Source organism: Bacillus sp. DX3.1 (assembly GCF_030292155.1).
Classification (GTDB): Bacteria; Bacillota; Bacilli; order Bacillales; family Bacillaceae_G; genus Bacillus_A.
The window spans coordinates 3,618,922-3,632,586 of record NZ_CP128153.1 but is presented as its reverse complement, the minus strand read 5'-3'; the positions used below and the strand labels follow the sequence as shown (position 1 = coordinate 3,632,586).

15 protein-coding genes and 1 other annotated feature are annotated in these 13,665 nt (G+C 37.5%); all 15 genes read left to right on the top strand.

Annotation, left to right across the window (positions count from 1 at the left end; translation table 11 throughout):
* The first annotated feature begins 5 nt into the window (after positions 1 to 5).
* A complete protein-coding gene (gene sigE / locus QRE67_RS18020; protein ID WP_286121599.1) occupies positions 6 to 725 on the top strand; it encodes an RNA polymerase sporulation sigma factor SigE in 720 nt (239 codons plus the stop codon).
* 436 nt (positions 726 to 1,161) lie between these two features.
* A complete protein-coding gene (gene sigG / locus QRE67_RS18015; protein ID WP_286121598.1) occupies positions 1,162 to 1,941 on the top strand; it encodes an RNA polymerase sporulation sigma factor SigG in 780 nt (259 codons plus the stop codon).
* A gap of 102 nt (positions 1,942 to 2,043) precedes the next feature.
* Entirely contained in the window at positions 2,044 to 2,322 is a 279-nt protein-coding gene (locus QRE67_RS18010) for a YlmC/YmxH family sporulation protein (RefSeq protein WP_286121597.1), read from the top strand.
* Between the two features lie 115 nt (positions 2,323 to 2,437).
* On the top strand, positions 2,438 to 3,247 hold the full coding sequence (gene pgeF, locus QRE67_RS18005; protein ID WP_286121596.1) for a peptidoglycan editing factor PgeF: 810 nt from the start codon (positions 2,438 to 2,440) through the stop codon (positions 3,245 to 3,247).
* 5 nt (positions 3,248 to 3,252) lie between these two features.
* Positions 3,253 to 3,927, top strand: a complete 675-nt coding sequence (locus tag QRE67_RS18000; RefSeq protein WP_286121595.1) for a YggS family pyridoxal phosphate-dependent enzyme — start codon at positions 3,253 to 3,255, stop codon at positions 3,925 to 3,927.
* A 19-nt stretch (positions 3,928 to 3,946) separates the two neighbouring features.
* Positions 3,947 to 4,402 (top strand): cell division protein SepF, encoded by a 456-nt coding sequence (locus tag QRE67_RS17995; protein ID WP_286121594.1) that lies wholly within the window; start codon positions 3,947 to 3,949, stop codon positions 4,400 to 4,402.
* A 6-nt stretch (positions 4,403 to 4,408) separates the two neighbouring features.
* Positions 4,409 to 4,672: a YggT family protein gene (locus QRE67_RS17990; RefSeq protein WP_286121593.1), complete on the top strand. Its 264-nt coding sequence runs from the start codon at positions 4,409 to 4,411 to the stop codon at positions 4,670 to 4,672.
* A 15-nt stretch (positions 4,673 to 4,687) separates the two neighbouring features.
* Positions 4,688 to 5,461: a YlmH family RNA-binding protein gene (locus QRE67_RS17985; protein ID WP_286121592.1), complete on the top strand. Its 774-nt coding sequence runs from the start codon at positions 4,688 to 4,690 to the stop codon at positions 5,459 to 5,461.
* Positions 5,462 to 5,551: 90 nt separating this feature from the next.
* Positions 5,552 to 6,058, top strand: a complete 507-nt coding sequence (gene divIVA, locus QRE67_RS17980; protein ID WP_286121591.1) for a septum site-determining protein DivIVA — start codon at positions 5,552 to 5,554, stop codon at positions 6,056 to 6,058.
* A 51-nt stretch (positions 6,059 to 6,109) separates the two neighbouring features.
* Positions 6,110 to 6,330, top strand: a binding site (T-box leader).
* An 80-nt stretch (positions 6,331 to 6,410) separates the two neighbouring features.
* Positions 6,411 to 9,176, top strand: coding sequence for an isoleucine--tRNA ligase (ileS, locus tag QRE67_RS17975; RefSeq protein WP_286121590.1), 2,766 nt, complete (start codon positions 6,411 to 6,413; stop codon positions 9,174 to 9,176).
* A gap of 313 nt (positions 9,177 to 9,489) precedes the next feature.
* Positions 9,490 to 9,822: a TraR/DksA C4-type zinc finger protein gene (locus QRE67_RS17970; RefSeq protein WP_286121589.1), complete on the top strand. Its 333-nt coding sequence runs from the start codon at positions 9,490 to 9,492 to the stop codon at positions 9,820 to 9,822.
* A gap of 238 nt (positions 9,823 to 10,060) precedes the next feature.
* The gene (lspA, locus tag QRE67_RS17965) at positions 10,061 to 10,519 is read left to right on the top strand and encodes a lipoprotein signal peptidase LspA (protein ID WP_286121588.1); all 459 of its coding nucleotides are present in this window, start codon (positions 10,061 to 10,063) and stop codon (positions 10,517 to 10,519) included.
* Positions 10,520 to 10,523: 4 nt separating this feature from the next.
* A complete protein-coding gene (locus QRE67_RS17960; protein ID WP_286121587.1) occupies positions 10,524 to 11,432 on the top strand; it encodes an RluA family pseudouridine synthase in 909 nt (302 codons plus the stop codon).
* 202 nt (positions 11,433 to 11,634) lie between these two features.
* Positions 11,635 to 12,177 carry a bifunctional pyrimidine operon transcriptional regulator/uracil phosphoribosyltransferase gene (gene pyrR / locus QRE67_RS17955; protein ID WP_286121586.1) on the top strand — a complete coding sequence of 181 codons (543 nt, stop codon included), beginning with the start codon at positions 11,635 to 11,637 and terminating at the stop codon, positions 12,175 to 12,177.
* Between the two features lie 148 nt (positions 12,178 to 12,325).
* Positions 12,326 to 13,609: a uracil permease gene (gene uraA / locus QRE67_RS17950; RefSeq protein ID WP_286121585.1), complete on the top strand. Its 1,284-nt coding sequence runs from the start codon at positions 12,326 to 12,328 to the stop codon at positions 13,607 to 13,609.
* Positions 13,610 to 13,665: the final 56 nt, after the last annotated feature.

Genomic DNA, 13,665 nt, shown 5'->3' with positions numbered 1-13,665 from the left:
AGAGTATGTTAAAACTGAAATTTTATTTTATTTATCTTTGGTATAAAGTATTGCTGAAGTTAGGAATTAAGACCGATGAAATTTATTACATTGGTGGAAGTGAGGCATTACCACCGCCTTTGACGAAAGAGGAAGAAGAGGTTCTTTTAAATAAACTACCAAAAGGAGATCAAGCAGCACGGTCATTATTAATAGAGCGAAACTTGCGTCTTGTGGTGTATATAGCTCGTAAATTTGAAAATACAGGAATTAATATTGAGGATTTGATTAGTATTGGTACGATTGGCCTCATTAAGGCAGTTAATACGTTTAATCCTGAAAAGAAAATAAAGTTAGCAACCTATGCATCACGTTGTATAGAAAATGAAATTTTAATGCATTTACGTCGAAATAATAAAAATCGTTCTGAAGTGTCATTCGATGAACCGTTAAATATTGATTGGGATGGAAATGAACTGTTACTATCCGATGTTCTTGGGACTGATGAAGATATTATTACAAAAGACTTAGAGGCCACGGTAGATCGACATCTTCTCATGAAAGCACTACATCAATTAAATGACCGTGAAAAACAAATTATGGAGCTGCGCTTTGGGCTCGCTGGGGGAGAAGAGAAAACACAAAAAGACGTGGCAGATATGTTAGGAATTTCACAGTCTTATATTTCGCGTCTGGAAAAACGAATTATAAAAAGGCTTCGGAAAGAATTTAATAAAATGGTATAAAGTGAAACTTTCATCCTCCACTGATCATTAGCCCTCACGAATCGGGCTTTTACGGGCAGTTTATCTCCCCACCTAACTTCTTTGCTTTTTGCTGAACTGTGAGGTGGGGGTATTACTGCCCGCAAATAGCGGGATAAAGTAAGTATTCCATTGGTTAGTATGATCTGCACGAATGCGTAATAAAATATACATGTAGTATGTGACTGTTTTTAGGGATATCCGTCTGGTAATAATGGAGAAAGTGAGTCTTTTAGAAATCGTATTTTTGTAATGAGGGTGAATGAAACCAATCGGAATACCGATTGGTTTTGTTGTATTTTTTTTACAAAGTGTGCATAGATGTGTTTGTTTGCAGAGTAGAAAAGCCGTATGCATAAAATTCCCTCCAAAGGAGATACTTTACACTGTACAGCAACTCCCGATAGGAGGGAACACTTTGACGAGAAACAAAGTAGAAATTTGCGGTGTTGATACAGCTAAACTTCCAGTACTAAAAAACGAAGAGATGCGTAAATTATTTCGAGAAATGCAAAGTGGAGAGATAAGCGCAAGAGAGAAATTAGTAAATGGAAACTTACGTCTTGTACTGAGCGTCATCCAAAGATTTAACAACAGAGGGGAGTTTGTTGATGATTTATTTCAAGTTGGCTGCATTGGACTTATGAAATCCATTGATAACTTTGACTTAAGCCAAAATGTCAAATTTTCAACATATGCTGTGCCGATGATTATTGGAGAAATTCGAAGATATTTGCGTGATAACAATCCAATTCGCGTCTCTCGTTCTTTGCGAGATATTGCGTATAAAGCATTGCAAGTACGAGAAAAGCTTATCGCTGAAAATTCGAAGGAACCAACGGCAATGGATATTGCAAAAGTGCTTGAAGTTACACATGAAGAAATTGTGTTTGCTCTTGATGCCATTCAAGACCCAGTTTCGTTATTTGAACCTATTTATAATGATGGGGGAGATCCTATTTTTGTGATGGATCAGTTAAGCGATGATAAACAAAGGGACGAGCAATGGGTGGAAGAATTGGCGTTGAAAGAGGGAATGAAGCGATTAAATGAACGAGAAAAAATGATTATTCGTAAACGGTTCTTTCAAGGAAAGACACAAATGGAAGTTGCTGAGGAAATCGGCATTTCTCAAGCGCAAGTATCCCGTCTTGAAAAATCAGCAATTAAACAAATGAATAAAACAATTCAAGGATAAGATCTCATCATTCATGATGAGATCTTTTATAATGAACAAATCACATTCCGTTCATAGAGAAGATGGGGTGTTCATATAATGGCTTTAAAGGAGGGAATGGCAATGATACGGATTTCAGAGTTTCAAATGAAGGATGTTGTGAATGTATCGGATGGAAAAAAACTTGGGAATATTGGTGATATTGATATTGATATGCAAACAGGGAGAATACAAGCGATCATCATTTCAAAGCAAGCTCGTATGTTAGGTATATTTGGAAAAGAAGCGGAATTTGTCATTCCATGGAAACAAATTTTAAAAATTGGCGAAGATGTTATCTTAGTTCGTGCAGATCATGTCAATTCTGTAACAGAACCAATACAAACACCGACAATTTCTTAAAAAATATTACAAATTCTTCTTTTTTTAATGTTGCCATTATGGAAAAATAAAAGTATGGTAAAATAGACAGGAAGTACCATACTTTTTATGTTATTTTATTATAAGGAGCCGCTTTATGAGAGAACCATTTATATATGAGGACGGTATATTGAATTTACAAGCATGGAAAGAGCTTGGAAACATTACTGCTGGATTTACGACAAAAGAAGGCGGGATAAGTACAGGTGCTTTTCATGCGATGAACTTGGGATTACATGTAAATGATAACATGGCGAATGTTCATGAAAATAGACGTATTTTAGCAGACAAGTTACAGAAACCATTAGAAAGTTGGATTTGTTCAGAACAAGTTCATGATCATTACGTTGAAAAAGTTGGACAGCAAGAAAAAGGGCGAGGAATCTTCTTATATGAAGATGGTATTCCAAATACGGATGGTATTTATACGACTGATAAAGATGTGTGTTTAACATCTTGTTATGCTGATTGTGTTCCACTTTATTTCTACGCACCCTCACATGGAATGATAGGCCTTGCACACGCTGGATGGAAAGGAACTGTCAAAGAAATTGCGGGAGAAATGATTCAAAAGTGGAAGGAAGAAGGAGTACCAATTCATGAGATTCATGTTGCAATTGGACCAGCTATTGGGTCGTGCTGTTATGTTGTTGATGATCGTGTGTTATCAGCAGCAAAACGAGCACTAAATGGACCTGTTCCATATAAAGTGATTTCAGACGGACAATATGCAATTGATTTAAAAGAAATCAATCGCTTATTATGTATACAAGCTGGCGTAAGAGAAGAACATATTGTGATGTCGTCTCTTTGTACAAGCTGTGAAGAACAATTGTTTTTCTCGCATCGCCGTGATCAAGGAAAAACGGGAAGAATGTTGAGTTTCATAGGCTTTAAGGAGGATTGAAAACAGTGGCAGTACAAGAGAGTTTAGCAATTGTACAAGAAGAGATTAAAAAAGCATGCGAACGAGCAAATCGTTCGCTAAAAGAGATTAAGCTCGTTGCTGTAACGAAAACAGTAGGAATCGAAAAAACAAACGAAGTAATAGAGGCTGGACTTACTGATTTAGGTGAGAATCGTAATGAAGGTTTTATACCAAAATATGAACATTTTGGTTCAAACGTAAATTGGCATTTCATTGGTTCATTACAAACGAGAAAAGTAAAGGAAGTCATAAATGAAATTGATTATTTGCATTCATTAGATCGCCTTTCACTTGCAAAAGAAATCCAAAAACGTGCTACAAAAACAGTTCGATGTTTTGTGCAAGTTAAAACGTCTTCTGAAGAATCAAAGCAAGGATTACTGGTAGAGGAAACGATTGCGTTTATTCGTGCGTTGCAAGAGTTTGATAAGATTGAAGTTGTTGGATTGATGACGATGGCACCATTTTCAGATGAAGATGAAGAGATTCGTCGTTGTTTTCAAACATTGCGCAGGTTACAAAAACAAGTGCAAGAACTACAATTGTCATACGCTCCGTGTAAAGAGTTATCAATGGGGATGTCAAATGACTATACGATTGCAATTGAAGAGGGTGCTACATATATTCGTTTGGGAACGATTTTAGTAGGAAAAGCGTAGAAGGAAGGAGAATATTATTATGAGTTGGTCAAAAGTAAAATACTTTTTTTTTGACACACCGGAAGAGCGAGAAGCTTATGAAAAGGAGCAAGAAGAAATGAAAAAGCAACAGGATCCTCAGCAGCAGGATATTCCACTGACAAAAGTGCAGCCAAAGCAAAATATCGTGAGCATTGAAACGGCAAAGCAATCCTCTAAAGTTGTTTTGTTAGAGCCGCGCACATATTCAGAGGCGCAAGGTATTGCGGATCATTTAAAGGGAAGACGAGCTGTTGTTATTAATTTGCAAAGAATGTCAACAGATCAAGCGCTGCGCATCATTGACTTTTTAAGTGGTACTGTATACGCTATAGGCGGGGATATTCAAAAATTAGGGCCGAAAACATTTATATGTACACCTGAAACTGTGGATATTGTTGGAGCGATTTCTGAGTTGTTCGGTGAAGAGGAAGATACAAATATAAAGAGGTGGTAATACGCCATGACAATGATTTTACAAGTATTGCTCTATTTAATACAATTTTACTCCTACGCGCTTATTATCTATATTCTTCTCTCTTGGTTTCCAGGAGCAAGAGAATCAAAATTTGGTGATTTCCTTGCACGTATTTGCGAGCCATATTTAGAGCCATTCCGGAGGTTTATCCCGCCATTTGGTGTAATGGATATTTCTCCAATCGTTGCAATTATTGTATTGCGATTAGCTAGAAGTGGTTTAGTAAGCCTATTTCAGTATTTCCTGTAGTAAGAGGTTGAACCAATGAGCATCTATGAGCATTTTAGACCCGATGAAGAGGTCTTTGTTGATAAAGTGTTAGAATGGAAACAAGCAGCTGAGGAGTATCATCAAGTAAAATTAACTGATTTTCTTGATCCACGTCAGCAGCAAATTGCTACTATGGTGATTGGAAATCAGGGGGATGCTGCTTTGCAGTTTTATGGTGCTGCGCCAAAAGCGGAAAGAAAAAGAGCTCTTATTTATCCTAATTATCTTGAGTTAGATGAAGAAGAATTTCAAATAGAAGTATTAGAAATTGACTATCCTTCCAAGTTTTATACGCTTGAACACAGGCAAATATTAGGCGCATTTATGTCTCTTGGTTTAACAAGAGAAAAATGCGGTGATATTTGGCTTCAAGAAGATCGTGCCCAAATTGTAGTTGCAAAAGAAGTTGTTTCATATATTGAAATGAATTTACAATCAATAGGAAAAACGAAGGTATCACTGAGTTCGGTACAAGTAGAGCAAGTATTGCGTTTGCCAGAGGAATGGATAGAACAATCTGGAACTGTTTCGTCACTCCGATTAGATGTCTTACTAGCTGAAATGTTTCATATATCCCGGCAAAAAGTACAGCCGCTTATTAAAAACGGTCTTGTGAAAGTGAATTGGAAAGTCATAGAACAAACTGCCTATGAATGTTTCCCAGGGGATGTTTTTTCAGTTAGAGGATATGGCCGAAGTAAATTATTTTCTGTAGAGGGAAAAACGAAACGCGACAAATGGAGAGTTTTGTATGGTATACTAAAATGATTGGTTTTTTAGAAGGAAAATCTCTTATTTTGTCGAAGAAAAGATATAATTAAAAAGGAAAATTTAGATAACTATTTGGAGGTGGCGTTTGTGCCGTTAACACCATTAGATATTCATAACAAAGAATTTGGTCGCGGATTCCGTGGCTATGATGAAGATCAAGTTAATGAGTTTCTTGATCAAATCATCAAAGATTATGAATTAGTCATTCGTGAGAAGAAAGCATTAGAAGAAAAAGTTGCGCAGCAAGAAGGCAAGTTAGATCATTTTTCTAACATTGAAGACACATTGAATAAATCTATCGTTGTTGCACAAGAAGCAGCAGAAGAAGTAAAGCGTAATGCACAAAAAGAGGCAAAATTAATTGTCCGTGAGGCAGAAAAAAATGCAGATCGTATCATTAACGAAGCATTAGTAAAATCAAGAAAAGTTGCATTTGACATTGAAGAGTTGAAGAAACAAGCGAAAGTGTTCCGTACTCGTTTCCGTATGCTGTTAGAAGCACAGCTTGAAATGTTAAACAATGACGATTGGGACAAGCTTATTGAATTAGAAGACGAAGTGGATGAACTGTTGAAGAAAGAAGAAACAGTGTAAGCTTGACGTTTTTCTCATTATTACATATAATTTTAGACAACATATTTATTAAGAAAAACGAAGATAGGGATAAGTACTTTTTTCATACCTTATATAGCGAACTGAGGATGGTGTAAGCTCAGGATAAGGAGAGAATGGAATATCACCCTGGAGTTCCGCGCTGAACAATAAGTAAGCGTAGGCGTGTATTCGCGTTAAGAATGTAAAGAGGACCAGTGCATTTATGTATGGTCTACTAGGGTGGTACCGCGGGAGACTTTCTCGTCCCTTTTTGGGGATGAGAAGGTCTCTTTTTTATTCCATTTATTAAGAAAAAATGTCTTTCTTTTATACATTCAAGGAGGAATTGAGCATGGAGTACAAAGATACATTACTAATGCCAAAAACAGAGTTTCCAATGCGTGGGAATTTACCGAAACGTGAGCCTGCGATGCAAGAAAAATGGGCTGAAATGAATATTTATGAAAAAGTACAAGAACATACAAAAGGTCGTCCTTTATTTGTATTACATGATGGTCCTCCATATGCAAATGGTGACATTCATATGGGTCATGCGTTAAATAAAGTATTAAAAGATTTTATTGTCCGTTACAAATCTATGACTGGATACTCTGCACCATATGTACCAGGATGGGATACACACGGTTTACCAATTGAGCAAGCTTTAACAAATAAAGGGGTAAAGCGTAAAGAAATGACAGTTGCAGAGTTCCGTAAATTATGTGCAGAATATGCATATGAACAAGTGAACCGTCAACGTGAGCAATTTAAACGCCTTGGTGTACGTGCAGATTGGGATCGTCCTTATATCACACTAGAGCCAGCGTATGAAGCACAGCAAATTAAAGTGTTTGGTGACATGGCGAAAAAGGGTTATATTTACAAAGGACAAAAGCCTGTTTACTGGTCTCCAACAAGTGAATCTGCTTTAGCTGAAGCAGAAATTGAATATCAAGATAAAAAGTCTGCATCTATTTACGTAGCATTCCCTGTAAAAGATGGAAAAGGCGTTTTAGAAGGCGACGAGAAATTTATCATTTGGACAACAACACCTTGGACATTACCAGCAAACCTAGGTATTTCTGTTCATCCGGAGCTTGAGTATAGCATTGTAAAAGTAAACAATGAAAAATATATCATCGCTTCTGAATTATTTGAAACAGTTACAAAAACATTAGAGTGGGAAAACACAGAAGTTGTGAAAACAGTAAAAGGTAGCGATCTTGAATATACTGTAGCACAACATCCATTCTATGACCGTGATTCTCTTGTTATGCTAGGTGAGCACGTTACAACAGATGCTGGTACAGGGTGTGTACATACAGCGCCTGGGCACGGGGAAGATGACTTCCTTGTTGGTAAACAATATGGCTTAGAAGTTCTTTGCCCAGTTGATGATAAAGGTGTATTAACAAGTGAAGCACCTGGATTTGAAGGTTTATTCTATGATAAAGCAAATAAACCAATTACGGAAAAATTAGAAGAAGTTGGCGCATTATTAAAATTAACATTTATTACGCATTCTTATCCACATGACTGGAGAACGAAAAAACCAATTATCTTCCGTGCAACAGCGCAATGGTTTGCTTCTATTGAAGCGTTCCGCAGTGAACTGTTACAAGCCGTTGAAGAAACGAAATGGGTACCGGCATGGGGCGAAACACGTCTTCATAATATGGTTCGTGACCGTGGTGATTGGTGTATTTCTCGTCAACGTGCGTGGGGTGTACCAATTCCTGTATTCTATGCAGAAAATAACGACCCAATTATTACAGATGAAACAATTCAGCATGTAGCAGATTTATTCCGTGAACATGGTTCTAACGTATGGTTTGAACGTGAAGCGAAAGATTTATTACCAGCAGGCTTTACACATCCATCTAGTCCAAATGGCGAATTCCGTAAAGAGACAGATATTATGGATGTATGGTTTGATTCTGGATCTTCTCACCAAGCTGTGTTAGAAGAGCGTGATGACCTGCAGCGTCCAGCTGACTTGTATTTAGAAGGATCTGACCAATATCGTGGATGGTTTAACTCTTCTTTATCAACAGCGGTTGCGGTAACAGGTAAAGCACCGTATAAAGGTGTACTAAGCCATGGCTTCGTACTAGATGGTGAAGGTCGTAAAATGAGTAAGTCTATCGGAAACATTGTTGTACCGAAAAAAATTATGGATCAATTAGGTGGGGATATTTTACGTCTATGGGTATCTTCTGTTGATTATCAATCTGATGTACGTATTTCAGATGATATTTTAAAACAAGTAGCAGAAGTATATCGTAAAATTCGTAACACATTCCGTTTCTTATTAGGAAACTTAGCTGACTTTGATCCAAGTAAAGATGCGGTGGCATCGGCTGAACTTCGTGAAGTAGATCGCTACATGTTAGTGAAATTAAATGACTTAATCACAAAAGTAAAAGAAGCATATGAAACGTATGAATTTGCTGCTGTATATCATGCAATTCATAACTTCTGTACAATTGATCTAAGTTCATTCTATTTAGACTTTGCAAAAGATATTTTATATATTGAAGCTGCAAATAATCATGAGCGTCGTGCAATTCAAACAGTGTTATATGATGTTCTTGTTGCATTAACAAAACTTGTAACGCCAATTTTACCTCATACAGCTGATGAAGTATGGCCATATGTGCCTGGTGCAGTAGAAGAGAGTGTTCAGCTTACTGATATGCCGGAAGTAGTAAAAGTAGACGGTGCTGAAGAGTTAAAAACAAAATGGGATGCATTTATGACACTTCGAGATGACGTTTTAAAAGCGTTAGAAGCTGCGCGTAATGAGAAAATAATCGGTAAGTCCTTAAATGCAAGCATTACGCTTTACCCAACTGTAGAAATGAAACAAACGTTAGAATCAATTAGCGAAGATTTAAAACAATTGTTTATTGTTTCTGATTATAAGCTTGGTGGAACAATTGAAGAAGCTCCAGCAGATGCACCAAAATATGAGCACACAGCGGTTGTTGTAGCGCAGGCGGCTGGTGAAACATGTGAACGTTGTTGGGTTGTTTCTGAAACAATTGGTAACGATGCTGATCATGAAACATTATGTGAGCGTTGTGCGACAGTTGTAAAAGAAAATTATGTAAAATAATTGTATGTGAATAAAAACTGACTGCTTATCATAGCGGTCAGTTTTTACTTTTATAAATAGAAATTATTTATCCCGCTATTCGTAGGCAGTAAGACCTCCACCTCAAAGTTCTGCAAGAAGCAAAGAAGTTAGATAGGGATAAACTGCCCGTAAAAGCCCGATTCGTGAGGACTAATGATCAGTGGGTGATGAAGAACTCCCCACTGATCAAAGTTTCACTTTATCTCTTTCCTACGCAGGAAAAATGTGTGTGCGGTAAGGGAGCTTATTTCGGATACACTAACGGTACATTGCAGCCGGGAGGAATGTACACGTGAATGATATCTATATGGAAATTAAGCAAGAATTACAATTGATGAGGAAAGAACTACAGGAGCGACTGGCAAAAGAAGCGATGCACACCTATCATATGGAATTTGGACAGGAATTGGGATATGAGTCCACGCAAGATTCTAAAAAGAAATTGTTATTGCATGATATGAGAGAAGATTTAAAAGACGTAGAGCGAGCGCTATTTAAAATGGAAATTGACATGTATGGTGTTTGCGAAGAAACAGGAAAAAATATTCCAGTAAAGCAAATGAAGACGATGCCAACCGCTCGTACGATTCGTGAATTCTTATATGACAAAGTAAACGTGCTATAAGTGCTTGTTCAAAAAGGAGGATACGGAGTGTAGAGTGAACTACATGCGTACCTGAGTGGCGACGTAACGAAGAAATAGGGCGGCTATCTTTACCGGATTTTTTGAACATCTGCTATAAGCACAACGATATTATAGTACCTTTTTTCATTTTATTTTATTCTTCTGCAAAGGTTCATTGTGAAAACATAGCAGCTATGCTAAAATTTTGAGGTACACTGTCTTTGTGGGGGAAATGAAAATGATATATTACTTAATAGCATTGTTTGTTATTGCCATCGATCAAATATCGAAATGGTTGATTGTGAAGAATATGGAATTAGGTACGAGTATACCGATTATTGATAATGTGTTATACATAACATCTCATCGGAATCGAGGAGCTGCCTGGGGCATTTTAGAAAATAAAATGTGGTTCTTCTATATTATCACAGTTATTTTTGTTGCCTTTATCGTATTTTATATGAAAAAATACGCAAAAACAGATAAACTCCTAGGCATTTCATTAGGTCTTATTTTAGGCGGAGCAATAGGTAACTTTATTGATCGTGTATTTAGACAAGAAGTGGTGGATTTTATTCACGTGTATATTTTCTCATACAACTATCCAGTATTTAATATAGCTGATTCAGCTTTATGTATTGGTGTTGTATTAATTATTATTCAAACCCTATTAGAAGGAAAGAAAATGAAGGAGTAATTGAATGAGCGAAGTAGTACAAGTAACAGTTACAGAAGAACAAAAAAGTGAGCGAATTGATAAGTTTGTTGCAGGTGTGAACAATGAATGGTCACGCTCACAAGTACAACAATGGATTAAAGATGGTGTTGTAACCGTAAATGGAAATGACATTAAAGGAAATTATAAAGTAAAGGTAAATGACGAAATTGCAATCGCAATTCCAGAACCAGAAGAACTTGATATTTTGCCAGAAGATATGAACTTAGAAATTTATTATGAAGATGCAGATGTACTTGTTGTGAATAAGCCACGTGGTATGGTTGTACATCCAGCACCTGGACACACAAGGGGTACGTTAGTAAATGGCTTGATGCATCATTGTACAGATTTATCAGGCATCAATGGTGTAATGCGTCCGGGTATTGTACACCGCATTGATAAGGACACTTCTGGTTTATTAATGGTTGCAAAAAATGATATGGCGCATGAATCTCTTGTGAATCAGCTTGTAGCAAAAACGGTAACAAGACGCTATAAGGCAATTGTTCACGGCGTAATTCCGCACGATAAAGGAACAATTGATGCACCAATTGGTCGTGATAAGAAAGATCGTCAAAGTATGACAGTTGAGGATAAGGGAAAGAATGCTGTAACACATTTTCATGTGTTAGAGCGATTCAACAACTTTACACTTGTTGAATGTCGCTTAGAAACAGGGCGTACGCATCAAATTCGTGTTCATATGAAATATATTGGTTTTCCACTTGCAGGAGATCCAAAATATGGTCCGAAGAAAACAATGGATATAAATGGACAAGCACTTCATGCTGGGATTTTAGGATTCAATCACCCGCGTACAGGGGAATATATCGAGTTTGAAGCACCGATTCCACAAGTATTTGAAGAAGTTTTAAATGATTTACGTAAATAATATTGACAAAACCGAAAAAAACTGCGATACTAACAACAGTTAAATAATGATCCTTTAACACAGCCCCGTGAGGTTGAGAAGGTAACGGTTTGAAATGCTTAGGGTATGGTTATACCCTTTTTCAAAAAATCCTCTCGCACACGACGAGAGGATTTTTTTATACCATTCCTCTCACGCAAGAAAAAGCTTGGAGGTGCAGAATATGGAAGAAAAAGCAGTTGTTCTAGATGATCAAATGATTCGCCGCGCTTTAACACGCATTAGTCACGAAATTGTGGAGCGTAATAAAGGTGTTGAGAATTGTGTTCTTGTCGGGATTAAAACACGTGGTATCTTTATCGCACAGCGTTTGGCAGAACGTATCGGGCAAATTGAAGGGAAAGAAGTGGCAGTAGGGGAATTAGACATTACGTTATACCGTGATGATTTAACACTACAATCCAAAAATAAAGAACCGCTTGTAAAAGGTTCTGATATTCCAGTAGATATTACAAAGAAAAAGGTCATCCTTGTTGATGATGTACTATATACAGGTAGAACGGTTCGGGCGGCAATGGATGCTCTGATGGATCTAGGTAGACCATCACAAATCCAACTAGCTGTTCTTGTAGACAGAGGTCACCGTGAATTACCAATTCGCGCTGACTATGTTGGGAAAAACATTCCAACATCAAGTGAAGAACGTATTGAGGTTGATTTGCAAGAGACAGATCAACAAGATCGAGTAAGCATATACGATAAGTAAAGCCCTTTTAAATGTGGTCCCGTGAGGCTGCCAAAGGGTCTTGACTTTCATATGTCAAATTTGACGTATGAAAGTATAGGACTCTTTGTGCACAGGGCACAAAGAGTTTTTTTATTGCAAAATTTTCATATTGAAGGAGGGTGCAACAATGGAGCAAAAGCCAGTGTTAGACATTCATGAAGTACCGAAACCAGGAAAATGGTTATTATTAAGTATACAACATTTGTTTGCGATGTTCGGAGCGACAGTGCTTGTTCCGTTTTTAACAGGATTGAATCCATCAGTAGCTTTAATCTCAAGCGGACTAGGAACGCTAGCGTTTCTTCTTATAACAAAAGGGCAAGTACCAGCATATCTCGGATCATCATTTGCGTTTATCGCACCAATTATTACGGCAAAGGCAGCAGGTGGACCGGGAGCAGCAATGCTCGGTGGTTTACTAGCGGGACTTGTTTATATCTTAATCTCACTCGGGATTAAAAAATCTGGATCAAGCTGGATTATGAAGTTACTTCCACCAATTGTAGTTGGTCCAGTTGTAATGGTTATCGGTCTAGCACTTGCACATACCGCGGTAAATATGGCGATGAATGATGCAGGTGGAAAGTATAGCTTTACACACTTCTCAGTAGCGTTAGTAACACTCGCAATTACAATCATTTGTTCCATCTTTGGAAGAGGATTTTTCAGCATCATCCCAGTATTGCTGGGGATTATTGGAGGATATATCTTCGCTTACTTCCAAGGATTAGTGAACTTAAAACCAGTTGCAGAAGCAAAATGGTTTGATGTACCAGATTTTGTAGTACCATTTGTCACATATTCACCAGAGTTTTCGTGGAAAATAGTATTACTGATGGTGCCAGTTGCCCTAGTAACAATCTCAGAACATATCGGACACCAAATTGTACTTGGAAATGTTATCAAAAAAGATTTAATTGAAAAGCCAGGCTTACACCGCTCGATTTTTGGAGACGGCATGGCAACAATAATCGCTTCTGTAATCGGAGGACCACCAAATACAACATACGGTGAAAACATCGGTGTACTCGCAATAACGAGAGCATACAGTGTATACTTATTCGTTGGATCAGCGGTGCTGGCGATTATGTTCGGATTTATCGGTAAGATTTCAGCGTTGATTCACTCGATTCCAACACCAGTTATGGGCGGTGTATCCATCCTGCTCTTCGGTGTAATTGCATCAAGTGGTTTACGCATGATGGTAGATGAGAAAACAGACTTAAGCGATAAACGAAACTTAATGATTGCATCAGTGATTCTCGTAATCGGAATTGGCGGTGCAGTACTTCGTGTCGGAGAATCATTCCAAGTAGAAGGAATGGCACTAGCAGCAATCGTCGGAGTACTGTTAAATCTAGTATTACCTGAAAAGAAACAAAAACAACAATCAAAGCAGATTGCTTCATAAAAACAACCTTTTAATTCAGTCCTGTGAGACAGAAAAGGGTGGCTACTTTCTGGCAC

Coding starts and splice junctions, on each gene's coding strand:
- sigE (WP_286121599.1), top strand. CDS start 6: ATGTTAAAACTGAAATTTTATTTTATTTATCTTTGGTATAAAGTATTG.
- QRE67_RS18010 (WP_286121597.1), top strand. CDS start 2,044: ATGATACGGATTTCAGAGTTTCAAATGAAGGATGTTGTGAATGTATCG.
- pgeF (WP_286121596.1), top strand. CDS start 2,438: ATGAGAGAACCATTTATATATGAGGACGGTATATTGAATTTACAAGCA.
- QRE67_RS17995 (WP_286121594.1), top strand. CDS start 3,947: ATGAGTTGGTCAAAAGTAAAATACTTTTTTTTTGACACACCGGAAGAG.
- QRE67_RS17990 (WP_286121593.1), top strand. CDS start 4,409: ATGACAATGATTTTACAAGTATTGCTCTATTTAATACAATTTTACTCC.
- QRE67_RS17985 (WP_286121592.1), top strand. CDS start 4,688: ATGAGCATCTATGAGCATTTTAGACCCGATGAAGAGGTCTTTGTTGAT.
- ileS (WP_286121590.1), top strand. CDS start 6,411: ATGGAGTACAAAGATACATTACTAATGCCAAAAACAGAGTTTCCAATG.
- lspA (WP_286121588.1), top strand. CDS start 10,061: ATGATATATTACTTAATAGCATTGTTTGTTATTGCCATCGATCAAATA.
- QRE67_RS17960 (WP_286121587.1), top strand. CDS start 10,524: ATGAGCGAAGTAGTACAAGTAACAGTTACAGAAGAACAAAAAAGTGAG.
- pyrR (WP_286121586.1), top strand. CDS start 11,635: ATGGAAGAAAAAGCAGTTGTTCTAGATGATCAAATGATTCGCCGCGCT.
- uraA (WP_286121585.1), top strand. CDS start 12,326: ATGGAGCAAAAGCCAGTGTTAGACATTCATGAAGTACCGAAACCAGGA.